A 24,001-nucleotide genomic window follows, 5' to 3' on the forward strand; every position below is an offset into this window, starting at 1 on the left:
AACGAAGGTCAGCGATGTGGACGCATTGAATCTGCGTCATAGGGAAGGTAAGTAAAGATGGTACAGGTGAGAGCACACCAGCCGATCAACACCGACGGCAGTATCAATCTCGAGGCTTGGCTCGATCACGCGGTCAGTATCGATCCGGCACTGGATCGCGAAGCCTTGAAGCAAGCCTGCGAGTTCGCTCGCGAGGCAGAACAGCAACACAACGCGGCGAAGAACCTGTGGTCCGAAGGCACCTCGAGTTTCCAGACGGGCCTTGAGATCGCCGAAATCCTCGCCGACCTCAAGCTCGACCAGGACTCGCTGGTCGCCGCGGTGCTGTACCGCGGCGTGCGTGAAGGGCAGATCCAGCTGCCGATGATCAACCAGCGTTTCGGCACCGTGGTCGCCAAGCTGATCGACGGCGTGTTGCGCATGGCGGCCATCAGCGCCAGCCTCAGCCCGCGCCAGTCCATGGTCCTGGGCACCCAGGGCCAGGTAGAAAACCTGCGCAAGATGCTCGTGGCCATGGTCGACGACGTGCGTGTCGCGCTGATCAAGCTGGCCGAGCGCACCTGCGCGATCCGCGCCGTGAAATCCGCCGACGACGAAAAACGCAACCGTGTCGCCCGTGAGGTGTTCGACATCTACGCGCCGCTGGCCCACCGTCTCGGTATCGGTCACATCAAGTGGGAGCTGGAGGACTTGTCCTTCCGCTACCTGGAGCCTGACCAGTACAAGCAGATCGCCAAGCTGTTGCATGAACGACGGCTGGATCGCGAGCGCTTCATCACCGATGTCATGACTCAGTTGCGTGAGGAATTGCAGGCCACCGGCGTAGAAGCCGATATCAGTGGCCGGGCCAAGCACATCTATTCGATCTGGCGCAAAATGCAGCGCAAAGGCCTCGAATTCAGCCAGATCTACGACGTTCGCGCCGTGCGCGTGCTGGTTCCGGAAATGCGCGATTGCTACACCGCGCTGGGGATCGTCCATACCTTGTGGCGGCACATTCCCAAGGAATTCGACGACTACATCGCCAACCCGAAGGAAAACGGCTACCGCTCGCTGCACACTGCGGTCATCGGCCCGGAAGGCAAGGTGCTGGAGGTGCAGATCCGCACCCATGCCATGCACGAAGAAGCCGAGCTGGGGGTTTGTGCCCACTGGAAATACAAGGGCACCGACGTCAAGTCCGGGTCCAACCATTACGAAGAGAAAATCTCCTGGCTGCGCCAGGTGCTGGAATGGCACGAGGAACTGGGTGACATCGGCGGCCTGGCGGAACAGCTGCGGGTCGACATCGAGCCGGACCGGGTCTACATCTTCACGCCCGACGGCCACGCCATCGACTTGCCCAAGGGCTCGACGCCGCTGGACTTCGCCTACCGGGTGCACACCGAGATCGGTCACAACTGCCGTGGCGCCAAGATCAACGGGCGGATCGTGCCGCTCAACTACAGCCTGCAGACCGGCGAGCAGGTCGAAATCATCACCAGCAAGCACGGCACGCCGAGCCGCGACTGGCTGAACCCGAACCTGGGCTACATCACCACTTCGCGAGCGCGGGCGAAAATCGTCCACTGGTTCAAGTTGCAGGCCCGCGACCAGAACGTCGCCGCCGGCAAGACCCTGCTCGAGCGCGAGCTGAGTCGCCTGGGCCTGCCGCAGGTGGATTTCGACAAGCTGGCTGAAAAAGCCAACATGAAGACCGCCGAGGACATGTTCGCCGCCCTTGGCGCCGGCGACCTGCGCCTGGCGCAACTGGTCAACCTCGCCCAGCAACTGGTTGAGCCGGAACGCGGCAACGAGCAACTGGAACTGATCCCGCGCAAGGCCACCGGCTACAAGCCCGGCAAGCGCGGCGACATCCAGATCCAGGGCGTGGGCAACCTGATGACCCAGATGGCGGGCTGCTGCCAGCCGCTGCCGGGGGATGCGATCGTCGGCTACATCACCCAGGGCCGTGGCGTGAGCATTCACCGCCAGGATTGCGCCTCGGTGCTGCAACTGGCCGGTCGCGAACCGGAGCGGATCATCCAGGTCAGCTGGGGCCCGGTGCCGGTGCTCACCTACCCGGTGGACATCATCATCCGCGCCTACGACCGTTCCGGCCTGCTGCGTGACGTGTCCCAGGTGCTGCTCAACGAGCGGATCAACGTGCTGGCGGTCAACACCCGCTCGAACAAGGAGGACAACACCGCGCTGATGTCCCTGACCATCGAGATTCCGGGGCTGGATGCACTGGGGCGGTTGCTGGGGCGGATTTCCCAGTTGCCGAACATCATCGAGACCCGGCGTAATCGGACGCCGGGCTAAAGGTCAGGCACAGTCCGGAAATGTGGGAGCGAGCCTGCTCGCGAAGGCGGTGTGTCAGCTGGTATGTTTTGACTGATGTACCGCTTTCGCGAGCAGGCTCGCTCCCACAGGGATTTTTTGTGGTGGGATGATTGATGTACAGCCTCGAAGACCTGCTCCACCTGATGAACCGCCTGCGCGACCCGCTATACGGCTGCCCGTGGGACATCAGGCAAACCTACGCAACCATCGTCCCTCACACCCTGGAGGAAGCCTACGAAGTGGCCGACGCCATCGAGCGCGGCGACTTCGATCACCTTCAAGGTGAATTGGGCGATTTACTGTTCCAGGTGGTGTATTACAGCCAGCTGGCCCGGGAAGAAAACCGTTTCGAATTCGCCGGCGTGGTCGATAGCATCACCCGCAAGCTGATTCGCCGCCATCCCCATGTGTTTCCCACCGGTGACCTTTACGCAGCCGTGGATACCCCGCGCCTGAGCGAAGAGCAGGTCAAGCAGCGTTGGGAGGAAATCAAGGCAGAGGAGCGCGCTGAGAAGGCCTCGGTGCCCGAGCAGTTGTCATTGCTTGACGATGTACCGGCGGCATTGCCGGCCTTGTCGCGGTCGGCGAAGTTGCAGAAGCGCGCCGGTCAGGTCGGTTTCGATTGGCCGGGACCGCTGCCGGTGCTCGATAAGGTCCGTGAAGAGCTCGACGAAGTGCTCGAAGCCATGGCGGACAATGACACCGCGGCCATCAGCGACGAAGTGGGTGACCTGCTGTTCAGCGTGGTGAACCTGGCTCGACACTTGAAAGTCGACCCCGAAACGGCCCTGCGTGGCGCCAATGCAAAGTTTGAAAGACGTTTCCGATTTATCGAACAGGCATTGCGCGAGACCCACCGTCCCATGGAAGATTGCACCCTCGAAGAGTTGGACGCCTTGTGGGGCGAAGCCAAACGTCAGGAAAAGAATTTGCCCAGCTGTGGCTGAGGCCGTTGCCTAAGTGAGTAAGCACCATGAGCCTTTCCCTTCGCGACCAGTTGCTCAAAGCAGGGCTGGTCAACCAAAAGCAGGCCAAGCAGGTCGGCAAAGAGAAACAGAAGCAGCAACGCCTGGCCCACAAAGGCCAGGTCGAACTGGACGACTCCCAGCAGCGTGCGGCCCAGGAAGCCATGGCCGAGAAGGTCAAGCGCGACCAGGAGCTCAACCGCCAGCAGCAGGAAAAGGCCGAGCAGAAGGCCCGTGCCGCGCAGATCAAGCAATTGATCGAGGTGTCGCGCCTGCCGAAGCTGACCACCGATGACTACTACAACTTCGTCGACGACAAGAAGGTCAAGCGCATCTCGGTCAATGCGCTGATGCGTAACAAGCTGAGCAGCGGTTCCCTGGCGATCGTCCATCATGCCGGGAGCTATGAAGTGATCCCGCGCGAAGCGGCGCTGAAGATCCAGGAACGCGACCCCAAGCGCATCGTCCAGCTCAACACCCAGACCGAAGAAGTGGATGCCGATGATCCGTACGCGGCGTATCAGATTCCTGATGATTTGATGTGGTAAGCGGGGCAGCAAGCTAAACGCAAAACCTAGTGTGGGAGCGGGCTTGCTCGCGAAAGCGGTGGATCAGTCGACATAATCGTTACCTGACACTCCGCCTTCGCGAGCAAGCCCGCTCCCACAGGTGTTTTGTGTGGTTCAGGATTCAGCGGTCTCACGCAAACGCTGCCGCTCCTCACGCTCCAGCTCGGCCTTGTAGTTATGAGCGTCCGTCTCGGAATGGAACATGCCCACCAGCAGATCCTGTTGATGCACATCCCAGATCTGGATACCGGCGGCAATACCTTCGTGGGACATGTGGGCGTCGTCGCGTTCAGTTACTTTCACAGTCATCTTGCAAGCTCCAATCTCTGTTATCTGCAGCAAGGCGTGTGCAGGGTTTTGTTATAGATTTGGATAGCGAGCTAAGTAAATGGCCTGGGCGATTAAGAAGTTTTCATGAAGCGCGCGGCCCTCGTGCAGACCAGGCAGGGCGCGGCGTTTGGTCGCAGGTGGGGTTCATGAAGAAAATTTCATGTCGTCAAGCGGACGCCTAACCCACAGTGAACCTGAAATCCGCGCATTAAAAAGCCCCGCATTTGCGGGGCTTTTTAACATTCGGCACTGATCAGCTGCCTTTCACAGCCTTGCCGTTGACCGTACCGTCCTGGAGCATGATGTTGTACTCCTTGCCGTCGGTCTCGACTTGCTGCAGGCGTACCAGCAGGTAATCCCAATCCTTGGCGAACCAGAGCACGGTGATGCGCTTGCTTTGTGTCGGGTCGCGCACGCGCTCGACCTTGATGGCGTCGATCTGGCCGGCCTTGGTGTCGACTTTTTCCGAACCAAGCACGCGGAAGTCATAGGTATCGATTTCACCGTCATCGACGACCTGATAACTCATGCTTTTCTTACCGGCCGCCACGTCGTGCTGCAGGGCCAGTTGATACGTGGATTTGTCGACCATGCCGCGGTTCAATGGCAGCTTGACCGCGTCACCGCGATCGGTGCCGGTGACCATCTTGGCGTTCCAGTCGAAATCCAGGTCCGCTTTCTTGGCTTTACCCAGGCCGCCGCGCTCGAAGTGATAGGACTGCGGCAGCAGGGTGTCCTTATCCAGGGTCAGGGTGCTTTCTTCGGTCAGGCTGGCGATCATCATCGATGCCTTGAAGCTCAGCTTCCAGGTGCCGTTGGCCTCCTTGGTCAGGCTGCGCTCGGCGGTGCCGCTCATGGGCAGCTGTTTCCAGTCGGCGGTATAGCTGGCGGAGAACGGTTGAAGGTCTGCAGCCTGTGCCATGGGCAGGGCAAGCAGAGCGCAAGCGAAGAGCAGGGCGCGACGCATAAAATCTCCTAGTATCGAATCAAATGGCCGCTGGCGGCGAGCAACTGGCCGTCCAGTGAGGCTCCGCGATCGTCGAGCGTCAGCCGGCCTTCGGCAAACCAACGCACGGCCATCGGGTAGATCTGGTGTTCGCGGGCGTGGACCCGTTGCGCCAGGCTTTGCGGCGTGTCGTGCAACTCTACCGGTATTACTGCCTGTACGACCAGTGGTCCGCCATCGAGTTCCTCGGTGACAAAGTGAACCGAGCAGCCATGCTCCGTGTCACCGGCCTCCAGCGCACGCTGGTGAGTGTGTAACCCTTTGTATTTGGGCAACAGCGACGGATGGATATTGAACAGGCGGCCTTGGTAGTGACGCACAAAACCGGCGCTGAGGATGCGCATGAAACCGGCCAGGACCACCAGTTGCGGATTGAAGGCGTCGATCTGTTCGATCAGCGCGGCATCGAAGGCCTCGCGACCGTCGAACGCCTGGTGATCGAGGACGCGGGTATCGATACCCGCCTCCTTGGCACGTTGCAGGCCGTAGGCATCGGCGCGGTTGGAAATCACCGCGCGGATCCGGACCGGGTTGTCGCCGGTCCGTGTACTGTCGATCAGGGCCTGCAGGTTACTGCCGGTGCCGGACAACAGCACCACGACGTCACAGGTTGCGGACATCAGTGTGCCTTGAGGTTTTTCAGCTCGACCTGTGCGGCGCCTTCGGCCGCGGTGGCGATCTGGCCGATGACCCAAGGCTGCTCGCCCGCGTCGCGCAGGACGTTCAGCGCGGTTTCGACGTGCTCCTGGGCCACGCAGATGACCATGCCCACGCCGCAGTTCAGCACGCGGTGCATTTCGGTTTCATCGACGTTGCCTTTTTCCTGCAGCCAGTCGAACACCGCCGGGCGGGTCCAGCTCGCCACGTCGACCACGGCCTGGGCGCCTTTTGGCAGCACGCGCGGGATGTTGTCCAGCAGACCGCCGCCAGTGATGTGGGCCATGGCCTTGACGGCGCCGGTGTCCTTGATCAGCTTGAGCAGGGGCTTGACGTAGATGCGCGTCGGGGCCATCAGCAGGTCGGCGAGTGGCTGGCCGTCGAGCTGGGTGTTCTCGATATCGGCGCCCGAGACTTCGATGATCTTGCGGATCAGCGAGTAGCCGTTGGAGTGCGGGCCGGAAGATGGCAGGGCGAGCAGGGCGTCGCCGGCGGCGACTTTCGAGCCGTCGATGATCTCGGCCTTTTCCACGACGCCGACGCAGAAACCGGCCAGGTCGTAGTCTTCGCCTTCGTACATGCCTGGCATTTCAGCGGTTTCGCCGCCGACCAGGGAGCAGCCGGACAATTCACAGCCGGCGCCGATGCCGGTCACGACCTGGGCGGCGGTGTCGACGTTGAGTTTGCCGGTGGCGTAGTAGTCGAGGAAGAACAGTGGTTCGGCGCCGCAGACCACCAGGTCATTCACACACATGGCCACCAGGTCGATGCCGATGCTGTCGTGCTTGTTCAGGTTCAAGGCCAGGCGCAACTTGGTGCCGACGCCGTCGGTACCCGAGACCAGGACCGGTTGCTTGTAGCCGGCCGGGATCTCGCAGAGGGCGCCGAAACCGCCCAGGCCGCCCATGACTTCCGGGCGCGCGGTGCGCTTGGCGACGCTCTTGATGCGTTCGACCAATGCTTCACCGGCGTCGATGTCTACACCGGCGTCCTTGTAGCTCAGGGAGGGTTGCTTGCTCATGATCCAGGCCTTTAAAGGGGGGATTTCTGGGTAACGACCGATCGCCGGGGCCATTGAATAACCGTTGTACGAATTATTCTGGGAGCCCAGCCATTGCCGGTCTGCGAAGGCGCGCGATTTTATCAGGCTTGTGGACCAGCGGCCATCCTCGCGCCGACGGGCAGGGACATATCCGCCAAAAAAAACCGTTATTTCTTGTATTGGTACTGGGCGACGCGTCTGTATAAGGTGTAGCGGTAAGCGGCTATGGTTATGACAGTAGAAAACTGCGCCGGGTGGTGAATGTTTTCCCCGGTGTCGTGGTCACAGCCATGCTCAATCTTCTCCACACGGCCGGTGCCAGCCGTTATGTCCGGGAATCTTCCATGCGTCTTCTCAAATTCTTGTCCATGGGCTGCCTGTCGCTGATCAGCCTGGCGAGCCATGCCGAAACCCTCAATAACCTTTATCAGGTGCGTGAGCCGGTCAGCAGCCAGGCGCCGGATGAGCGTAACCAGGCAACGTTGCGAGCGATGGACACCCTGGTGCTGCGCCTGACCGGCGACGCCAAGGCCGCGCAGAATCCCGGCCTGGCGGCGATCCGCAAGGACCCGCAGCAGATCATTCTGCAGTACGGCTACGAGGCCGGTCCTCCGGAAAGCCTGCAGGTGGACTTCGATCCCGCCAGCACCGACCGGGCATTGCGTTCGGCGGGGCTGCCGCTCTGGGGCGCGAATCGTCCATCGATTCTAGGCTGGTGGCTGAATGACTCGGCAGAAGGCTCCAGCCTGGTCGGCGATGGCCAGGCCAGCGCCACGCCCCTGCGCCGCGCGGCCCAGCACCGGGGCTTGCCGTTGCACTTGCCGTTGGCGGACTTGAGCGAGCAGATTGTCGCCACCGCGCCGACGTTGCAAGGCAACGACCCGGCGCCGTTGCGTGAAGCGTCGGACCGGTATGGCTCGGATGCCTTGCTGGCGGTCCATGCCAAGGAGGAGGGAGGCCAGTGGCAGGCCACCTGGCGCCTGTGGCTGGGCGACCAGCGCGAACAGGGCAGCGCCCAGGGCGCCGATCCCGCTGCGCTGGCCGATGCCGTGATGTTGGCGGTGAGCCAGCGCCTGGCGCCGCGTTTCGTGGCCAAGCCGGGCGTGGCGACCGAGCAGTTGCTGGAAGTCCAGGGCATGAATCTGGAACGTTATGCAGCGCTGGGGCGTCTGCTCGAACCGTTCGCTGGCCAGGTGCAGCGGGTCGAGGGCGACATGATCGTCTACAAGGTCAACGGCAGCGCCGAGCAATTGAAGGCACAACTGGCCCTGGCCAAACTGCAGGAATTGCCGCCGGGTGAAGCCGTCGCGCAAGCGCCTGCGGCGCAGCCGGCCGCCGACGGAACGGTTCCGGTCGCGACACCGACACCGTCGCCGGCGGCTAACTTGCGATTCCGCTGGTAGTTTTCTTTCTTTTATAGGGGCAGGAGTGGTTCATGGGCGATACGCGGCGTTGGTTCTGGTTGGGTGGGGTCGCCCTGCTGATTGCATTTATCTACTTGCTTCACCCGATCCTCACGCCGTTCCTGGTTGCGCTGTTACTGGCCTATCTGTTCGATCCGGTGGTGGATCGCCTGGAAAAACTCGGACTGTCCCGGACCTGGGGCGTGGTGGCGGTGTTCGCGTTGTTTACCTTGATCGTCAGCGCTCTGCTGCTGGTGCTGATACCCATGCTGGCCAAGCAACTGGTGCGCTTGTACGAGCTGGCACCGCAAATGCTCGATTGGCTGCAGCACACCGCAGTGCCGTGGGTGCAATCGAAGCTGGGCCTGTCGGACGGCTTCTGGAAGTTCGACAAGGTCAAGGCCGCCATCAGTGAGCACATGGGGCAGACCACCGATATCGTCGGCGTGGTATTGAGCCAGGCCACGGCTTCGAGCCTGGCGCTGATCGGCTGGCTGGCGAACCTGGTGCTGATTCCCGTGGTGGCCTTTTATCTGCTGCGCGATTGGGACCTGATGATGGCGAAGATCCGCAGCCTGCTGCCGCGTCATCGCGAAGAACGCATCATGACGCTGACTGGCGAATGCCACGAGGTGCTGGGGGCGTTTGTCAGGGGGCAGTTGCTGGTCATGGTCGCGTTGGGTTTCATCTACGCGGCGGGGCTGATGCTGGTAGGGTTGGAGCTGGGCCTGTTGATCGGCCTGATTGCCGGGTTGGCGGCCATCGTGCCTTACATGGGGTTTGTCATCGGGATTGGCGCGGCGTTGATCGCCGGGCTGTTCCAGTTTGGCGGCGACCTGTATCCCATGGTCGGCATCGTCGCGGTATTCATGGTCGGGCAGGCGCTGGAGGGCATGGTGCTGACGCCGTTGCTGGTGGGAGATCGTATCGGCTTGCACCCGGTGGCGGTGATCTTCGCGATCCTGGCGGGTGGCGAGTTGTTCGGCTTCACCGGGATCCTGCTGGCGCTGCCGGTGGCGGCGGTGATCATGGTGCTGGTGCGTCATATGCACGATCTGTACAAGGATTCCGACATATATAGCGGCGCAGAGGACCCCGACCTCTAGGGGAAATGGCAGGCGCGGCGTCAGGGAAACTGACGCTCCGTGCCCTTGCTGCTGCAAACCTTTGATTTTGCTCGTGGTCCGGCGCATTGTGCGGTCCGCGCCACGGGTATAAACTTTGCAAACTTTACACAGAGGCCACTAATGGTTCCCTTGGAACCGTTCAGTCAGCATGAAACCGATTCAGCTGCCCCTTGGTGTGCGTCTGCGTGACGACGCCACCTTCATCAATTACTACCCAGGCGCCAATGCCGCTGCACTCGGCTATGTCGAGCGGCTTTGCGAAGCCGACGCCGGCTGGACCGAGAGCCTGATCTATCTGTGGGGCAAGGACGGGGTAGGGCGCACGCATCTGTTACAGGCGGCGTGCTTGCGCTTCGAGCAGTTGGGTGAGCCTGCCGTGTACCTGCCACTGGCCGAGCTGCTGGATCGCGGCGTGGAAATCCTCGACAACCTGGAGCAGTACGAACTGGTCTGTCTGGATGATCTCCAGGCAGTGGCCGGCAAGGCCGATTGGGAAGAGGCGTTGTTCCATCTGTTCAACCGGTTGCGCGACAGTGGCCGGCGCCTGTTGATTGCCGCATCGACCTCGCCACGGGAGTTGCCAGTGAAGCTGGCCGACTTGAAATCCCGCCTGACCCTGGCGCTGATCTTCCAGATGCGCCCGCTTTCCGACGAAGACAAGCTTCGCGCGTTGCAATTGCGTGCATCTCGACGCGGCCTGCACCTGACCGACGAGGTCGGGCATTTCATCCTCACCCGTGGCACCCGCAGCATGAGCGCGCTGTTCGAACTGCTCGAACGTCTCGACCAGGCCTCACTCCAGGCCCAGCGCAAGCTGACCATTCCTTTTTTGAAAGAAACTTTAGGCTGGTAAAACGGTCGCGAGATGATGGCTTAAAGCCTCTTCTTAACCCGACGAAGCCCGCGGTTTTACTGGGCTGGAGGCCTGCAAGCCGCTCAATACGGGCTTAAGCGCTTAGATGTAAACGAGAAATCAAGAAGTCACATTTGCATCGATTGAATTTGCAAATGAGGTTGATAGAAGGCATAGTCTCGCCATCTTTACTACCTCAGCCACGGTCGTGCCCATGCTAAATCGCTTCGCACCCCTCGTGCCTCTCGCACTCGTTACCCTGTTGTTCGGTTGCGCTGCCCACTCCCCAGTGACCCAGCAAGCGCCCCAACCACAGGTGAATAACACCGTTACCGCCCAGTCTTCCGCCGTTGCGTTCCAGGAAGAAATGGCCTCCGACAAAGAGCTGGCAGACTTCGCCGGCAGCAAGCCTTATCAGCTTCCAGTGCTGGCGGACAGCATCCTGGAGCGCGGCATGTCGCTGATCGGCACGCGTTATCGTTTTGGCGGGACCTCCGAAGCCGGCTTCGACTGCAGCGGCTTCATCGGCTACCTGTTTCGCGAAGAAGCGGGCATGACTCTGCCGCGTTCCACGCGTGAAATGATCAACGTGAAGGCCCCGCTGGTCGCTCGCAACCAGCTCGAACCCGGTGACCTGCTGTTCTTCAGCACCAACGGTCGTCGCGGTCGCGTCAGCCACGCCGGTATCTACCTGGGCGACAACCAGTTCATCCACTCCAGCAGCCGCCGTAGCGGTGGGGTGCGAATCGACAGCCTGGGCGACAGTTACTGGAGCAAGACCTTCATCGAAGCCAAGCGTGCCCTCGCCATGGCACCGACCGTAGTGACGGCTCGCAAGTAAACGCACAGTTTGTAGGGCAAAGTTAAAGTCTTACTTGAAGTTTGGCCCATAGCCGCTAGAATCCATGATCATTGATTGATGGCAATCCGCCTGCGTACTACGCGGGCGGACTTGTTTCCATCTCCACGGCAGAAATAGCCGCATCCAGATCAGGATTGTTGTGCCTATGTCGACGTCGGCCCGCCTCGCTCTCATGTTTCTTGCCGCACTGCTCAGCGCGTGCGCCAGTCGCACCCCGCCGCCCGCGCCAGTGCGGGCTCCGGTGGTGTTCGCACCTTCCCAGACTTTTTCTCCCGCCGCCGAAGACGTGCTGTTCCGGGCGTTGGGCCTGGTGGGCACGCCTTATCGCTGGGGCGGCAACACGCCGGATTCAGGTTTTGATTGCAGTGGCTTGATCGGCTATGTGTACCGTGACGCCGCCGGTATCTCGCTGCCACGCTCCACGCGCGAAATGATCAGCATGCGCGCGCCGGAAGTCGGCAAGGATGCGTTGCAGAGCGGCGATCTGGTGTTCTTCGCCACCAATGGCGGCTCCCAGGTCAGCCATGCCGGAATCTATGTCGGGGAGGGGCGTTTCGTCCATGCGCCGGCCACGGGCGGGACGGTCAAGCTCGACAGTCTGTCCAAGGCCTATTGGCAGAAAGCCTACCTGGGCGCCAAGCGAGTGCTACAGCCGGAGCACCTGGCGCGTAATCCCTGATTTCTGCTGGATAGGCTCTTGTGGCGAGGGAGCTTGCTCCCGCTCGGTTGCGGAGCGACCGCTAGAAAAGCTGGGGGCTGCTGCGCAACCCAGCGGGAGCAAGCTCCCTCGCCACGGGTTTCAGCTTTAGTTTTTTGACACCCGCCAGATTTTGTTCCCGACATCATCCGCCACCAACAACCCGCCCTGCTTGTCGATCACCACGCCCACCGGCCGGCCCTGGGCTTTTTCGTCTGCATTGAGGAAACCGGTCAACACATCCACTGGTTGCCCGACCGGTTTGCCGCCGCTGAACGGAACAAAAATCACTTTGTAGCCACTGTGGGGCTTGCGGTTCCAGGAACCGTGTTGCCCGATGAAAGCCCCTTCGGTGAACGGCGCGGGCAATTGGCTGCCCTCGGCGAAGCTCAGCCCCAGGGAGGCGGTGTGCGGGCCCACCGCATAGTCGGGGGCGATGGCCTTGGCCACCAGCTCGGGGTTTTGCGGCTCGACCCGGACATCGATGTTTTGCCCGTAATAACTGTAAGGCCAGCCATAGAAGCCGCCGTCCTTGACCGACGTGATGTAGTCCGGTACCAGGTCGCTGCCGATCTCGTCCCGTTCGTTGACCGCCGTCCACAACGCGCCGCTGCGTGGCTCCCACGCCAGGCCATTGGGATTGCGCAGGCCTGCGGCGAAGATGCGGTGAGTGCCTGTGGCCCGGTCGACTTCCCAGATCGCCGCCCGGCCTTCTTCCGCTTCCATGCCGTTCTCGCCGACGTTGCTGTTCGAACCAGTGGTCACGTACAGCTTGCTGCCGTCCCGGCTGGCAATCACATTTTTGGTCCAGTGGTGGTTCAACGTGCCGCCCGGCAAGTCGACCACCTTGGTTGGCTGTGCCTTGATTTGTGTGTCGCCTTCCTTGTACGGGAAGCGGATCAGGCGGTCGGTGTCGGCCACGTACAGGTCATTGCCGACCAGGGTCATGCCGAACGGCGAATTGAGGTTCTCCAGGAAAATCGTCCGGGTCTCGGCGATGCCATCGTGATTGGCGTCTCGCAGCAGGGTGATGCGGTTGGGGCTGGGCACGCCGGCACCGGCCCGGCCCATGACTTTTTTCATGACCCAGCCACGAATGCCCTGGGTATCGTCGGGCTTGGGTGGGGCGTTGGTTTCGGCCACCAGCACATCGCCATTGGGCAGCATGTAAAGCCAGCGCGGATGATCCAGCCCTTCGGCAAACGCGACTACCTGCAGGCCTTGGGCCGGGGTTGGCTTGGCGCCGTCCGGCCAGCCGACCGCTTCGGCGATGTTCACGGTGGGAATCAGGGTCTTGTTCGGTTCGGGCAGTTTCGGCGACGGGCCGGTGCCGTCGGAAACCTGCAATGTGGAAGACTCGCCACACGCGACAAGCCCCGTAGCCAGGGCAATGATTAACAGATGAGGTGGCTTGAGCATGCGGGCTTCCCTATGAGTGCATGTGGTTACTCATAGAGGAGCGTAGACGTGGGATGGTTCAACGGTGAGGATAATGCCCCTCCAGACAGACGAGTTTCCCTGTGGGAGATTCTATGGTGCAGGACTAGCCCCTAAATGCCTTTTGGTAAGTATTCGCTCTGGTTCTTCAACAGAGCGAATACCACTCGTGCAAGCTTGCGGGCCAGCGCTACCAATGCCTCGGTTGTGCTGAGCCCTCGGGACCTCAAACCCTCGTAAAACCCCTTCCACGCCGCTGTGCGACTCGCCGACATCGCGGCGTTGTGCATCAATCGGCGTGCCTCCGGATCACCTCGCTTAGACAGGCAGCGGCGTCCCTTCTTTTTTCCCGAGTCCGATATGCGCAGGTCCAGCCCCAGAAAAGCGATGAAGGCATCGGCATTTCTGAAATCTCCACGCTGGAACGACGTGAGCAAACGGGCACCGCTTAACAGACCGATGCCTTCGACTTTCATGCAGCGCTTGAGCTGACTGCCCAAACCGGCTGCATCCAACTGCGTCTGGATTGTTTTCTCAAGCAAAATTTCGAGTCTTTGCATGGCCTTTATCTGGTTCTCAAAGGCCGTTTTGAGCAACGGTTCGTTCGACCAGCTTTGCTTGAGGCTGACACGCGCCTGAACCAAGGCTGCGCGTCGCCGGAAAAGGCTTATAAGCCTGCAATACAGGGGCGATGGCGGGGACCAAGGGTGCAACTGGTGGCCTTCGTTGTTCAAGTAGCGAGCCAACAACCGAGCATCCAGCGCATCGGTTTTAGCGCGCACTTTCACCCCTTTGCGGTAATGACTGAGTTCGTAACCGCCGATCATATAAATCACACAGCCATGCGCATAAGCCAGATCGGCGAAGTCCTGGTGATAGATATTGGTGGCTTCGATGGCGACATCCACTGGCGCAGGTAATGCCTTGAGCCACTTTTTGATATCAGCTTTGGTGTTGGGGATCGTTTCGAGTCGATCGGATTGGGCGTGATAAATCACCAACTCATCTTTGGCGACATCCACACCTACGATCGGCTGGGCGGTGGCGACGGGCATTGCCATTGAAAATCCTCCGGGCTAAGGTTTGAACACTTGAAGGGTTCACCCAGAGGCGCAGGCTTGTTCCTATCGTCGGTCTAGGCCAGATGCATTCTTTATCGGCGCTTGGGTGAAAGGAGGAGGGGCGAAATCTCCCACGGTCTGTACTGCGGCTAACAGTCAGAATCGAGCCTAGTCCCTCCTCCTCCCTTCAAGTCCTACCATACAAGCGAGCTTGCTCGCGATAGCGGTCTATCCGGCAAAATCGATGTCGACTGTTGCACCGCCATCGCGAGCGAGCTCGCTCCCACAGGGTCCCCGCAGACCCTTAAGAAGTCAGCCGTGCGCCTGTTTCAGCAGCAGCGCAATACCCGGATGATACTGGCCTGCCTCGTTGCGCAATTTACGATAGGCGTAGGGGAAGTACCAGGCCACGGCGCAGGTGTTCTCCTTCTGCAGGTCGTCGATCATGTCCTGCAACTCTTCTGGCGTGGCGCTTTGCTGGGCTTTTTGCGGGGCAACGAACAGGCAGCCCAGTTTCAGGTCGCTGGCGTAGCTGATGCGCTTGGCGTCGCTGGCGGCTTCGAGCAAGGGTTGGGTCAGGTTCAGGTTGTTGACCTTCGGCCAGCGCTGGGTGGCCTGGATAAAGGCGCGCTCATCGGCGCTGGCAATGAACAGGTCGGCGCTGACGTTGCGTTCGCCTTCTTCGTTCTGCTTGCGAGTCGCTGCGTTCTGCAGCGTGACCATCTCAGCCATCCAGGCAGCGGCAGACAGCAACCCGAGGTTGGCTTTTTCATCATGCCAGTAGGGGGTGTCGTTATCGCCGCGCACGGCGTTGTAGCGATCGATACAGTCGAACCAGCGTTCCAGCACCGGGCGCAGAAACTCCAGCTTCGGATTGCTGATGATCATGCCTTGCATGCGTTTGCCCTCTTGTTCTTGTGATATCGGGTCGTAGTGTCTATTTGATATCACTTGCCGCAACTTCGCACAAGATCGCTGTCAGTTTATTGATCAGGGCCAGTCAACGAGCGGATACAGGTGGCGGCTTTAATTGACGCTCCATCCCCAACCCTCTAACCTTCGCGGCTTGTTTCAGGTGCTCTGTGGCGCGGTCGCGGCCGACAGAGTGAAACAGGGAAGCCGGTGAGCGAACGCGAACCCGGCGCTGCCCCCGCAACGGTAAATGAGTCAACGCTGTGCCTAGGCCACTGTGTCGCAAGACATGGGAAGGCGCGCAGCCAGGCATTACGCCGCTCATGAGCCCGGAGACCGGCCTGATTCATCCAACGGCATCACGGTGGGCGATGCCAGGCTCGCTGCCGTCCTTTTTTCTGCCCGCCCGCCGTTATCCAGTCCCAACGGAGAGCTCCCCTCATGACCGATACGCCCGATCGCGACGAACGCCACCTGGCGCGCATGCTGCGCAAGAAAGCCGTGATTGACGAGCGCATCGCCAATTCACCGAACGAATGTGGCCTGCTGCTGGTGCTGACCGGCAACGGCAAGGGCAAGAGCAGTTCGGCGTTCGGCATGCTCGCCCGTGCCATGGGCCACGGCATGCAGTGCGGCGTGGTGCAGTTCATCAAAGGGCGCAACAGCACCGGCGAGGAACTCTTTTTCCGACGCTTCCCGGAGCAGGTGCGCTTTCACGTCATGGGCGAAGGCTTCACCTGGGAAACCCAGGATCGTCAGCGCGACATTGCCGCCGCCGAAGCCGCCTGGGCGGTATCGCGGCAACTGCTGGGCGATCCGTCGATTGGCCTGGTGGTGCTTGATGAGCTGAACATCGCTCTCAAGCACGGTTATCTCGATCTCGATCAGGTTCTGAGCGACTTGCAGGCCCGCCCGCCCATGCAACATGTGGTGGTCACTGGCCGGGGTGCCAAGCCGGAAATGATCGAGCTGGCCGACACCGTGACCGAAATGGGCATGATCAAGCATGCCTTCCAGGCCGGCATCAAGGCGCAGAAAGGCGTCGAACTGTGAGCGAAACCTCGATGACCAGCCGCCACTGTCCGGCGGTGTTGATTGCCGCGCCGGCTTCCGGCCAGGGCAAGACCACCGTCACTGCGGCGCTGGCACGCTTGCATCGCAACCAGGGGCGCAAGGTGCGTGTGTTCAAATGCGGACCTGATTTCCTTGATCCGATGATCCTTGAGCGCGCCAGTGGCGCACCGGTCTATCAACTGGACATGTGGATGGTCGGCGAGCAGGAAAGTCGCCGACTGTTGTGGGAAGCCGCCGCCGAAGCGGACCTGATCCTGATCGAAGGCGTGATGGGGCTGTTCGACGGCACCCCGTCCAGCGCCGACCTGGCGCGCCACTTCGGCGTGCCGGTGCTGGCCGTGATCGACGGCACCGCCATGGCCCAGACGTTCGGCGCCCTGGCCCTGGGCCTGGCCCGTTATCAGCCGGACTTGCCGTTCGCTGGCGTACTGGCCAACCGGGTCGGCACCCTGCGCCACGCGCAATTGCTCGAAGGCAGCCTGACCGAAGGCCTGCGCTGGTACGGCGCGCTTTCGCGGGAAACCGGCATCGAGTTGCCGAGCCGCCACCTGGGGCTGGTCCAGGCCAGCGAACTGAATGACCTGGACGTTCGCCTCGACGCAGCGGCCGAAGCATTGGCCGGCAGTTGTGAAGTGGCGCTGCCGCCCCAGGTCGAGTTCGCCGCGCCCGAACTGACAACCGTCGAGCCGTGGCTCGACGGTGTGCGCATCGCCGTCGCCCGTGACGAAGCGTTTGCCTTCACCTATGGCGCCAGCCTCGACCTGCTGCGGGCCATGGGCGCGCAACTGGCCTTCTTTTCCCCTATTCATGACACCGAACTGCCTGAGGCGGACAGCCTGTATCTGCCTGGCGGTTACCCGGAGCTGCACCACGTTGCACTGGCGCGGAACGTGCCGATGCTGACGGCGATCCGTGCCCACCACGCAGCCGGCAAACCGCTGCTCGCCGAATGCGGTGGCATGCTCTACCTGCTCGATTCATTGACCGACGTCGAGGGCACTCGCGCCGAGCTGCTCGGCCTGTTGAGCGGTGAAGCGCAGATGCAAAAGCGCCTTGCGGCCTTGGCGTTGCAATCAGTCGAGCTGCCGGAAGGCACCCTGCGCGGGCATACCTATCATCACTCCTTGACCAGCACTCAACTTGAGCCGATCGCCCGTGGGCACAGCCCGAACGGTGGGCGAGGGGCTGAGGCGGTTTTCCGCCTGGGGCGGATGACGGCTTCCTATGTGCATTTTTACTTTCCGTCCAATCCCGGGGCGATTGCTGCGTTGTTTGCGCCCGACCCTGCGGCCGTCTTCGCGAGCAGGCTCGCTCCCACAGGGGACCGCGATTCAAATGTGGGAGCGAGCTTGCTCGCGATGAGGCCATGACTGACAACGCCTTTACCCAGGCCGAACGCGAAGCCGTCTACCGCGCCATCGCCGAACGCCGCGACATGCGCCATTTCAGCGGTGGCGCCGTCGAGCCGGCGTTGCTGCGCCGTCTGCTGGAAGCCGCGCACCAGGCGCCCAGCGTCGGGCTGATGCAACCGTGGCGCTTCATCCGAATCAGTGACCGCGCCTTGCGTGGGCAGATCCAGCGACTGGTGGAAGAGGAACGCATCCGCACCGCCGAAGCCCTGGGCGAGCGCAGCGATGAATTCATGCAGCTCAAGGTCGAAGGTATCAATGACTGCGCCGAGCTACTGGTGGCGGCATTGATGGACGACCGCGAGCGGCACATATTCGGTCGCCGGACTCTGCCGGAAATGGACCTGGCCTCGCTGTCCTGCGCCATCCAGAACCTGTGGCTGGCGGCCCGCGTCGAAGGGCTGGGGATGGGCTGGGTGTCGCTGTTCGAGCCCCAGGCCCTGGCTGACCTGCTGGGCCTGCCCGCCGGGGCCAAGCCGTTGGCGGTCCTGTGCCTGGGGCCGGTCGAAGGCTTCTACCCGGCGCCGATGCTGGCCCTGGAAGGCTGGGCGCAACCGCGTCCGCTCACTGAACTGCTGTATGAAAACCACTGGGGAGTGCGCCCATGAGCGTAGCGTTGCTCAGTGCCGCCGCGGTGGCGCTGGATGCGCTGCTGGGTGAGCCCCGGCGTTGGCATCCGCTGGTGGCGTTCGGCGGCTTTGCCGATCGCATCGAACAGCGTTTCAACTCCGGCGGGCGTGGCTGGCGCAGCCATGGAGTGACGGCGTGGGTGATCGCCGTGGTGCCGCTGACCTTGCTCGCCACGGCCCTGTCCTGGGCACCGATGATTGGCTGGCTGGTGGAGATTCTGGCGCTGTACTGCGCCCTCGGCCTGCGCAGTCTCGGCGAGCATGTCGAGCCGGTGGCCCGGGCGCTGCGCAGCGGTGAGCTGGACGAGGCGCGCCGACGCGTCGGTTACCTGGTCAGCCGCGAAACCGCCGAGCTGGACGAAACCGCCGTTGCCCGCGCCGCCACCGAGTCGGTCCTGGAAAACGGCAGCGACGCGGTGTTCGCCGCGCTGTTCTGGTTCGCCGTAGCCGGCGCGCCCGGCGTGGTGTTGTATCGATTGAGCAATACCCTCGACGCCATGTGGGGCTATCGCAACGAGCGCTTCGAGCGTTTCGGCTGGGCGGCGGCGAAAATCGACGACCTGCTCAACTACATTCCCGCGCGCCTGGTGGCGTTGACCTACGCTGCGCTCGGCAAGACCCGCCTGGCACTCAAATGCTGGCGCAGCCAGGGGCCGACCTGGGACAGCCCGAATGCCGGGCCGGTGATGGCCGCCGGTGCCGGCGCGCTGGGTGTGGAGCTGGGGGGCGCGGCGGTGTATCACGGCGAACTGCATCAACGCCCGCCATTGGGCGAGGGCGTGCCGGCGAGTGCCGATTCGATTGACCGAGGCTGGCAATTAGTCCAGCGCGGCGTATGGTTATGGCTGCTGATTCTCTGCCTCGGAGCCGAGTTTTATGCTTGAGCATGGTGGACGACTGCGCAACGCCGCCCGGCAATACGGGATTGCCGAGGCCGACTGGCTCGACCTGTCCAGTGGCCTCGCGCCCTGGCCGTTCGAGATCCCGGCGATTCCAATGCGCGCCTGGGCGCGCCTGCCCGAGACCGACGATGGTCTGGAACAGGCCGCTTGCGACTATTACGAAGCGACGCATGTGCTGCCGGTGGCCGGTTCGCAAATGGCCATCCAACTGCTGCCGCGCCTGCGCCGAGCGGGCAAGGTCGGGGTCTTGTCGCCCTGTTACGCCGAGCACGCCGAAGCCTGGCGCCGCAGCGGCTACATCGTGCGCGAAGTGCTGGAAGCGGAAGTGGATTTCTTCCTCGACAGCCTCGACGTGCTAGTGGTGGTCAACCCGAACAATCCCACGGGCCTGAGCCTGGACCCCGAACGCCTGCTGGATTGGCATGCGCGGCTGGCCCAGCGGGGTGGCTGGCTGGTGGTGGACGAAGCGTTCATGGATATCACGCCGCACCTGAGCCTTGCCGCCTACGCCCATCAGGTCGGATTGATCGTGCTGCGCTCGTTCGGCAAGTTTTTCGGCCTGGCCGGAGTTCGCCTCGGGTTCGTCCTGGCCGAGCGACGCTTGCTCAAGCTGCTCGCCGAACAGGTCGGGCCGTGGGCCGTCAGCGGGCCGACGCGGATATTGGGCCAGGCGTGCCTGTTGGATACCGAGGCACATACTCGCCAGCGCCAGCGTTGCGAAGAAACCAGCGAGCGCCTGGCGCTGCTGCTCGAGCATTACGGTTTCAAGCCTGATGGCGGTTGCGGGTTGTTCCAGTGGCTGGTTACCGAGCACGCCCGGGCCCTTTATGAATTCATGGCCCATCGCGGCATTCTCCTGCGGCTGTTCACCAACACCAGCAGTCTGCGCTTCGGGCTGCCGGCCAATGACGCAGAATTCCTGCGCCTCGAACAGGCTTTCGAGGCCTACGCCAAGGACATTCAATGACCACCTTGATGGTGCAGGGCACCACCTCCGATGCCGGCAAAAGCACGCTGGTCACGGCGCTGTGCCGCTGGGTCAGGCGCCAGGGCGTGAGCGTGGTGCCGTTCAAACCGCAGAACATGGCGCTCAATAGCGCGGTGACCGCCGATGGCGGCGAAATCGGCCGGGCCCAGGCGGTCCAGGCCCAGGCTTGTGGCCTCGAACCGCATACCGACATGAACCCGGTGCTGCTCAAGCCCAACAGCGACACCGGTGCCCAGGTCATCATCCATGGCCGCGCCGTGACCAGCATGAACGCCGTGGCGTATCACGATTACAAGGCCATCGCGATGCAAGCGGTGCTGGCTTCCCATGAGCGCTTGCGTGCGGCGTATCCGGTGGTCATGGTCGAGGGCGCGGGGTCGCCGGCGGAGATCAACCTGCGTGCCGGCGACATCGCCAACATGGGTTTTGCCGAGGCCGTCGATTGCCCGGTGCTGCTGATCGCCGACATCAATCGCGGCGGCGTATTCGCCCACCTGGTTGGCACCCTTGAGTTGCTTTCGCCCAGCGAACAGGCCCGGGTAAAAGGTTTCATCATCAACCGTTTTCGTGGCGACCTGGCGTTGCTGCAACCTGGCCTGGATTGGCTCGAAGCGCGCACCGGCAAACCGGTTATCGGCGTATTGCCCTATGTAATGGACCTGCACCTGGAAGCCGAGGACGGTCTCGATCAGCGTCAGGCCGACAAGGCCGAACAGGTACTCAAGGTGGTGGTGCCGGTGCTGCCGCGCATCAGCAACCATACCGATTTCGATCCGCTGCGCCTGCACCCGCAGGTCGACCTGCAATTCATCGGCCCCGGCCAGACCATCCCGCCGGCCGACCTGATCATCCTGCCCGGTTCGAAAAGCGTGCGAAGCGACCTGGCCTACCTGCGCGCCAACGGCTGGAAGACAGCAATCAATCGGCACCTGCGCTACGGCGGCAAGCTGCTGGGCATCTGCGGTGGTTTGCAGATGCTTGGCCGCCAGGTCCATGATCCGCTCGGGCTGGAAGGCGCGGCCGGTTCGAGTGCCGGGCTGGGCCTGCTGGACTTCGAGACGACGCTTGCGCGCGAGAAGCAGTTGCGCAACGTACGCGGGCGGTTGGCCCTGGAGGATGCCGAGGTCAGCGGCTACGAGATTCATGCGGGTGTGACCACCGGCCCGGCCCTGGAAAACCCTGCGGTGACGTTGGGCGGCGGCCGTTGCGACGGCGCCCGAAGCCTCGACGGACAGATTTTCGGCACCTATCTGCATGGGCTATTTGAAACGCCAGCGGCGAGCAGCGCGTTGCTGCGCTGGGCGGGCGTGCAGGACGTGCAGGCGGTGGATTACCACGGGTTGCGCGAGCGCGATATCGAGCGGTTGGCGGACCTGGTGGAGCGGCATCTGGATACCGGGGTGTTGCGTGAACTCTTTGGGATTTGAGGTGGCCGGGCTGACCTCATCGCGAGCAAGCTCGCTCCCACAGGGGTTATGGGCACCACAAGATCTATTTGGGAGCAGGCTCACTCCTACAAAGATTCTGTGCACCGCAAGACCAATGTGGGAGCGAGCTTGCTCGCGATGGCGCCAGTCGCCACACCGGCAGATAGAAGGTAATGACCCATGCTGCAACTGATCCTCGGCGGCGCCCGCTCCGGCAAGAGTCGCCTGGCTGAAAAACTCGCGGCAGGCACCGGCTTGGCGGTGACCTACATCGCCACCAGCCAACCCCTGGACGGCGAGATGAACCAGCGTGTCGCCCAGCATCGCGCCCGGCGCCCGGCCGATTGGGCGCTGGTGGAGGAGCCACTGGCGCTGGCGCAGGTATTGCGCGAAACCGCCGCGAGCGAGCGCTGCCTGCTGGTGGATTGCCTGACCCTCTGGCTGACTAACCTGTTGATGCTCGACGATGCCGACCGACTGGCTGCCGAGCGCGAAGCCCTGCTGGACTGCATCGGCGCGCTGCCCGGTGAAATCATTTTTGTCAGCAACGAGACCGGCCTGGGTGTCGTGCCGCTGGGCGAGCTGACTCGCCGTTACGTCGATGAAGCCGGTTGGCTGCATCAAGCCCTGGCCGAACGTTGCCAGCGCGTCGTGCTGACCGTCGCCGGCCTGCCCCTGACTCTCAAAGGTACTGCGTTATGAATCACCGCTGGTGGCTGGACCCGTGCAAGCCTGTTGATAGCCAAGTGCTGGAGCAAGCGATGGCGCGGCAACAACAACTGACCAAACCGGCCGGCTCCCTCGGGCGCCTGGAGTCGGTGGCGGTGCAGCTGGCGGGCCTGCAAGGGCAGGTCAAGCCGAGCCTTGAACAATTGTGGATCGCGATTTTTGCCGGCGATCACGGTGTGGTGGCCGAAGGCGTCTCGGCCTATCCCCAGGAAGTGACCGGGCAGATGCTGCTCAACTTTGTCAGCGGCGGCGCGGCTATCAGCGTGCTCGCGCGGCGGTTGGGCGCTTGCCTGGAGGTCGTCGACCTGGGCACCGTGACGCCTTCGCTGGACTTGCCCGGCGTGCGGCATTTGCGGGTCGGCCCGGGCACCGCCAATTTCCTCCTGGGCCCGGCCATGACCCTGGCCCAGGGCGAACAGGCCCTGCAAGCCGGACGCGACAGTGCCATGCGCGCCGCTGCCAGCGGCACGCAACTGTTCATCGGTGGCGAGATGGGCATCGGCAATACCACGGCGGCCAGCGCGCTGGCCTGTGCCTTGCTCGATTGTCCGGTGGCGCATCTGGTCGGGCCGGGCACCGGGCTGGATGCGGCGGGTATCAGCCGCAAGGTCCAGGTCATCGAGCGCGCCCTGGCCGTGCACGGTGGGTCGAACGGCGACCCGCTGCAAACGCTGTGCAACCTTGGCGGGTTTGAAATCGCCGCGTTGGTCGGCGCCTATCTGGCCTGTGCGCAGCAGGGCATCGCCGTGCTGGTGGATGGCTTTATCTGCAGCGTCGCGGCCCTGGTGGCGGTGCGGCTCAATCCGGCGTGCCGGCCCTGGTTGTTGTTCGCCCACCGTGGCGCCGAACCGGGACACCGCCACGTGCTGGAAACCCTCGCTGCCGAACCGCTGCTGGACCTGGGCTTGCGCCTGGGCGAGGGCAGCGGGGCGGCGCTGGCGGTGCCGTTGTTGCGCCTGGCCTGTGACCTCCACGGGCAGATGGCGACCTTCGCCGAAGCGGCCGTGGCGGATCGCCCGGCATGACCTTGCGTCTGGACCTGTTGCGCCATGGCGAGACCGAACTGGGCGGCGGGCTGCGCGGCAGTCTCGACGACGCCCTGACGCCACGAGGCTGGGAACAGATGCACGCGGCAGTCGCAGCGGGCGGGCCGTGGGATCGGCTGGTGAGTTCGCCCTTGCAGCGCTGCGCACGTTTCGCCGAACAGCTGGGTGCGCGACTCGGCGTGCCGGTGCACTTGGACAAGGACCTGCAGGAATTGCATTTCGGCGCCTGGGAAGGCCGCAGCGCGGCGGCATTGATGGAGACTGACGCCGAGGCGCTGGGGCGGTTCTGGGCCGATCCCTACGGCTTCAAGCCGCCGGAAGGCGAGCCGGTGCTCGAATTCTCGGCGCGAGTGCTGGCGGCGCTCGAACGCTTGCATCAAGCCTACGCCGGGCAGCGCATCCTGCTGGTCAGCCATGGCGGCGTGATGCGGCTGCTGCTGGCTCGCGCCCGCGGTCTGCCGCGCGAGCAATTGCTCAATGTCGAAGTCGCCCACGGCGCGCTGTTTTCCCTCTCGCTGGCGTCCGGTCCCGTCCTCGAAGAGGCGGTCTGA

The 24,001-nt window shown here is 62.7% G+C and carries 24 protein-coding genes and 1 riboswitch; of the genes, 17 read left to right on the top strand and 7 right to left on the bottom strand.

The annotated features are described in order from the left end of the window. The first annotated feature begins 57 nt into the window (after positions 1-57). The 3 genes from relA to J3P96_RS07505 all read left to right on the top strand — a co-directional run bounded on the left by relA (position 58) and on the right by J3P96_RS07505 (position 3,838). A complete protein-coding gene (gene relA, locus J3P96_RS07495) occupies positions 58-2,304 on the top strand; it encodes a GTP diphosphokinase (RefSeq protein ID WP_434656332.1) in 2,247 nt (748 codons plus the stop codon). 134 nt (positions 2,305-2,438) lie between these two features. Then, complete coding sequence (mazG, locus tag J3P96_RS07500; RefSeq protein WP_434656334.1) at positions 2,439-3,272, top strand: nucleoside triphosphate pyrophosphohydrolase; 834 nt, start codon at positions 2,439-2,441, stop codon at positions 3,270-3,272. 26 nt (positions 3,273-3,298) lie between these two features. After that, on the top strand, positions 3,299-3,838 hold the full coding sequence (locus tag J3P96_RS07505; protein WP_305499418.1) for a DUF2058 domain-containing protein: 540 nt from the start codon (positions 3,299-3,301) through the stop codon (positions 3,836-3,838). A 135-nt stretch (positions 3,839-3,973) separates the two neighbouring features. Here the strand turns inward: J3P96_RS07505 and J3P96_RS07510 are convergent, their stop codons facing one another. From J3P96_RS07510 to purM, 4 genes are all read right to left on the bottom strand, one after another. After that, positions 3,974-4,168: a hypothetical protein gene (locus tag J3P96_RS07510; RefSeq protein ID WP_434656336.1), complete on the bottom strand. Its 195-nt coding sequence runs from the start codon at positions 4,166-4,168 to the stop codon at positions 3,974-3,976. Between the two features lie 274 nt (positions 4,169-4,442). Continuing rightward, positions 4,443-5,156: a DUF3108 domain-containing protein gene (locus J3P96_RS07515; protein ID WP_434656338.1), complete on the bottom strand. Its 714-nt coding sequence runs from the start codon at positions 5,154-5,156 to the stop codon at positions 4,443-4,445. A gap of 8 nt (positions 5,157-5,164) precedes the next feature. After that, positions 5,165-5,815 carry a phosphoribosylglycinamide formyltransferase gene (purN, locus tag J3P96_RS07520; RefSeq protein WP_434656339.1) on the bottom strand — a complete coding sequence of 217 codons (651 nt, stop codon included), beginning with the start codon at positions 5,813-5,815 and terminating at the stop codon, positions 5,165-5,167. Then, on the bottom strand, positions 5,815-6,873 hold the full coding sequence (gene purM / locus J3P96_RS07525; protein WP_434572426.1) for a phosphoribosylformylglycinamidine cyclo-ligase: 1,059 nt from the start codon (positions 6,871-6,873) through the stop codon (positions 5,815-5,817). Before purM ends, purN begins: the two co-directional genes overlap by 1 nt. Before the next feature lie 365 nt (positions 6,874-7,238). Between purM and J3P96_RS07530 the strand changes: the two genes are divergently transcribed. From J3P96_RS07530 to J3P96_RS07550, 5 genes are all read left to right on the top strand, one after another. Further along, positions 7,239-8,297, top strand: a complete 1,059-nt coding sequence (locus tag J3P96_RS07530) for a DUF2066 domain-containing protein (RefSeq protein WP_434656341.1) — start codon at positions 7,239-7,241, stop codon at positions 8,295-8,297. A gap of 32 nt (positions 8,298-8,329) precedes the next feature. Further along, positions 8,330-9,403, top strand: a complete 1,074-nt coding sequence (locus J3P96_RS07535; RefSeq protein ID WP_305499429.1) for an AI-2E family transporter — start codon at positions 8,330-8,332, stop codon at positions 9,401-9,403. Positions 9,404-9,572: 169 nt separating this feature from the next. Next, the gene (gene hda, locus J3P96_RS07540) at positions 9,573-10,277 is read left to right on the top strand and encodes a DnaA regulatory inactivator Hda (protein WP_003178999.1); all 705 of its coding nucleotides are present in this window, start codon (positions 9,573-9,575) and stop codon (positions 10,275-10,277) included. A 214-nt stretch (positions 10,278-10,491) separates the two neighbouring features. Beyond that, positions 10,492-11,118: a C40 family peptidase gene (locus tag J3P96_RS07545; protein WP_434572429.1), complete on the top strand. Its 627-nt coding sequence runs from the start codon at positions 10,492-10,494 to the stop codon at positions 11,116-11,118. Positions 11,119-11,284: 166 nt separating this feature from the next. Continuing rightward, positions 11,285-11,818: a C40 family peptidase gene (locus J3P96_RS07550; protein ID WP_434629060.1), complete on the top strand. Its 534-nt coding sequence runs from the start codon at positions 11,285-11,287 to the stop codon at positions 11,816-11,818. Between the two features lie 126 nt (positions 11,819-11,944). Here J3P96_RS07550 and J3P96_RS07555 read toward each other — a convergent pair whose 3' ends face one another. From J3P96_RS07555 to J3P96_RS07565, 3 genes are all read right to left on the bottom strand, one after another. Continuing rightward, the gene (locus J3P96_RS07555) at positions 11,945-13,255 is read right to left on the bottom strand and encodes a PQQ-dependent sugar dehydrogenase (RefSeq protein WP_434656343.1); all 1,311 of its coding nucleotides are present in this window, start codon (positions 13,253-13,255) and stop codon (positions 11,945-11,947) included. Between the two features lie 131 nt (positions 13,256-13,386). Further along, positions 13,387-14,334, bottom strand: coding sequence for an IS110 family transposase (locus J3P96_RS07560; protein ID WP_434623735.1), 948 nt, complete (start codon positions 14,332-14,334; stop codon positions 13,387-13,389). A 312-nt stretch (positions 14,335-14,646) separates the two neighbouring features. Beyond that, positions 14,647-15,231: a hypothetical protein gene (locus tag J3P96_RS07565; protein ID WP_434656345.1), complete on the bottom strand. Its 585-nt coding sequence runs from the start codon at positions 15,229-15,231 to the stop codon at positions 14,647-14,649. Positions 15,232-15,390: 159 nt separating this feature from the next. Next, positions 15,391-15,605: riboswitch (cobalamin riboswitch) on the top strand. 82 nt (positions 15,606-15,687) lie between these two features. Between J3P96_RS07565 and cobO the strand changes: the two genes are divergently transcribed. From cobO to cobC, 9 genes are all read left to right on the top strand, one after another. Then, positions 15,688-16,299, top strand: a complete 612-nt coding sequence (gene cobO, locus J3P96_RS07570; RefSeq protein ID WP_305499435.1) for a cob(I)yrinic acid a,c-diamide adenosyltransferase — start codon at positions 15,688-15,690, stop codon at positions 16,297-16,299. Between the two features lie 11 nt (positions 16,300-16,310). Further along, a complete protein-coding gene (locus tag J3P96_RS07575) occupies positions 16,311-17,690 on the top strand; it encodes a cobyrinate a,c-diamide synthase (RefSeq protein WP_434656347.1) in 1,380 nt (459 codons plus the stop codon). Then, positions 17,687-18,337 carry a 5,6-dimethylbenzimidazole synthase gene (bluB, locus tag J3P96_RS07580; RefSeq protein WP_434656349.1) on the top strand — a complete coding sequence of 217 codons (651 nt, stop codon included), beginning with the start codon at positions 17,687-17,689 and terminating at the stop codon, positions 18,335-18,337. The genes J3P96_RS07575 and bluB overlap by 4 nt, the downstream gene beginning before the upstream one ends. Next, on the top strand, positions 18,334-19,242 hold the full coding sequence (gene cbiB, locus J3P96_RS07585; RefSeq protein ID WP_434656351.1) for an adenosylcobinamide-phosphate synthase CbiB: 909 nt from the start codon (positions 18,334-18,336) through the stop codon (positions 19,240-19,242). Before bluB ends, cbiB begins: the two co-directional genes overlap by 4 nt. Beyond that, positions 19,235-20,227: a threonine-phosphate decarboxylase CobD gene (gene cobD, locus J3P96_RS07590; RefSeq protein ID WP_434656352.1), complete on the top strand. Its 993-nt coding sequence runs from the start codon at positions 19,235-19,237 to the stop codon at positions 20,225-20,227. The genes cbiB and cobD overlap by 8 nt, the downstream gene beginning before the upstream one ends. Further along, positions 20,224-21,675 carry a cobyric acid synthase gene (locus J3P96_RS07595; protein WP_434656353.1) on the top strand — a complete coding sequence of 484 codons (1,452 nt, stop codon included), beginning with the start codon at positions 20,224-20,226 and terminating at the stop codon, positions 21,673-21,675. Before cobD ends, J3P96_RS07595 begins: the two co-directional genes overlap by 4 nt. A gap of 180 nt (positions 21,676-21,855) precedes the next feature. After that, positions 21,856-22,377 carry a bifunctional adenosylcobinamide kinase/adenosylcobinamide-phosphate guanylyltransferase gene (gene cobU, locus J3P96_RS07600; protein WP_434656355.1) on the top strand — a complete coding sequence of 174 codons (522 nt, stop codon included), beginning with the start codon at positions 21,856-21,858 and terminating at the stop codon, positions 22,375-22,377. After that, positions 22,374-23,429, top strand: coding sequence for a nicotinate-nucleotide--dimethylbenzimidazole phosphoribosyltransferase (gene cobT, locus J3P96_RS07605; RefSeq protein WP_434656356.1), 1,056 nt, complete (start codon positions 22,374-22,376; stop codon positions 23,427-23,429). Before cobU ends, cobT begins: the two co-directional genes overlap by 4 nt. Next, the gene (gene cobC, locus J3P96_RS07610) at positions 23,426-24,001 is read left to right on the top strand and encodes an alpha-ribazole phosphatase family protein (RefSeq protein ID WP_434656358.1); all 576 of its coding nucleotides are present in this window, start codon (positions 23,426-23,428) and stop codon (positions 23,999-24,001) included. Before cobT ends, cobC begins: the two co-directional genes overlap by 4 nt.

The sequence above is a fragment of the Pseudomonas sp. R3-56 genome, from assembly GCF_051132075.1.
Taxonomy (GTDB): Bacteria; Pseudomonadota; Gammaproteobacteria; order Pseudomonadales; family Pseudomonadaceae; genus Aquipseudomonas.

What these genes read in the sequence shown, in the direction of transcription:
- cobT (WP_434656356.1), top strand. Translation starts at nt 22,374, where the DNA reads ATGAATCACCGCTGGTGGCTGGACCCGTGCAAGCCTGTTGATAGCCAA.
- cobC (WP_434656358.1), top strand. Translation starts at nt 23,426, where the DNA reads ATGACCTTGCGTCTGGACCTGTTGCGCCATGGCGAGACCGAACTGGGC.
- purM (WP_434572426.1), bottom strand. Translation starts at nt 6,873, where the DNA reads ATGAGCAAGCAACCCTCCCTGAGCTACAAGGACGCCGGTGTAGACATC.
- relA (WP_434656332.1), top strand. Translation starts at nt 58, where the DNA reads ATGGTACAGGTGAGAGCACACCAGCCGATCAACACCGACGGCAGTATC.
- J3P96_RS07505 (WP_305499418.1), top strand. Translation starts at nt 3,299, where the DNA reads ATGAGCCTTTCCCTTCGCGACCAGTTGCTCAAAGCAGGGCTGGTCAAC.
- bluB (WP_434656349.1), top strand. Translation starts at nt 17,687, where the DNA reads ATGACTGACAACGCCTTTACCCAGGCCGAACGCGAAGCCGTCTACCGC.
- J3P96_RS07560 (WP_434623735.1), bottom strand. Translation starts at nt 14,334, where the DNA reads ATGGCAATGCCCGTCGCCACCGCCCAGCCGATCGTAGGTGTGGATGTC.
- cobD (WP_434656352.1), top strand. Translation starts at nt 19,235, where the DNA reads ATGCTTGAGCATGGTGGACGACTGCGCAACGCCGCCCGGCAATACGGG.
- J3P96_RS07565 (WP_434656345.1), bottom strand. Translation starts at nt 15,231, where the DNA reads ATGCAAGGCATGATCATCAGCAATCCGAAGCTGGAGTTTCTGCGCCCG.
- J3P96_RS07575 (WP_434656347.1), top strand. Translation starts at nt 16,311, where the DNA reads ATGACCAGCCGCCACTGTCCGGCGGTGTTGATTGCCGCGCCGGCTTCC.
- cobO (WP_305499435.1), top strand. Translation starts at nt 15,688, where the DNA reads ATGACCGATACGCCCGATCGCGACGAACGCCACCTGGCGCGCATGCTG.
- J3P96_RS07555 (WP_434656343.1), bottom strand. Translation starts at nt 13,255, where the DNA reads ATGCTCAAGCCACCTCATCTGTTAATCATTGCCCTGGCTACGGGGCTT.
- J3P96_RS07595 (WP_434656353.1), top strand. Translation starts at nt 20,224, where the DNA reads ATGACCACCTTGATGGTGCAGGGCACCACCTCCGATGCCGGCAAAAGC.
- cbiB (WP_434656351.1), top strand. Translation starts at nt 18,334, where the DNA reads ATGAGCGTAGCGTTGCTCAGTGCCGCCGCGGTGGCGCTGGATGCGCTG.
- J3P96_RS07545 (WP_434572429.1), top strand. Translation starts at nt 10,492, where the DNA reads ATGCTAAATCGCTTCGCACCCCTCGTGCCTCTCGCACTCGTTACCCTG.
- J3P96_RS07530 (WP_434656341.1), top strand. Translation starts at nt 7,239, where the DNA reads ATGCGTCTTCTCAAATTCTTGTCCATGGGCTGCCTGTCGCTGATCAGC.
- mazG (WP_434656334.1), top strand. Translation starts at nt 2,439, where the DNA reads ATGTACAGCCTCGAAGACCTGCTCCACCTGATGAACCGCCTGCGCGAC.
- J3P96_RS07510 (WP_434656336.1), bottom strand. Translation starts at nt 4,168, where the DNA reads ATGACTGTGAAAGTAACTGAACGCGACGACGCCCACATGTCCCACGAA.
- cobU (WP_434656355.1), top strand. Translation starts at nt 21,856, where the DNA reads ATGCTGCAACTGATCCTCGGCGGCGCCCGCTCCGGCAAGAGTCGCCTG.
- hda (WP_003178999.1), top strand. Translation starts at nt 9,573, where the DNA reads ATGAAACCGATTCAGCTGCCCCTTGGTGTGCGTCTGCGTGACGACGCC.
- purN (WP_434656339.1), bottom strand. Translation starts at nt 5,815, where the DNA reads ATGTCCGCAACCTGTGACGTCGTGGTGCTGTTGTCCGGCACCGGCAGT.
- J3P96_RS07550 (WP_434629060.1), top strand. Translation starts at nt 11,285, where the DNA reads ATGTCGACGTCGGCCCGCCTCGCTCTCATGTTTCTTGCCGCACTGCTC.
- J3P96_RS07515 (WP_434656338.1), bottom strand. Translation starts at nt 5,156, where the DNA reads ATGCGTCGCGCCCTGCTCTTCGCTTGCGCTCTGCTTGCCCTGCCCATG.
- J3P96_RS07535 (WP_305499429.1), top strand. Translation starts at nt 8,330, where the DNA reads ATGGGCGATACGCGGCGTTGGTTCTGGTTGGGTGGGGTCGCCCTGCTG.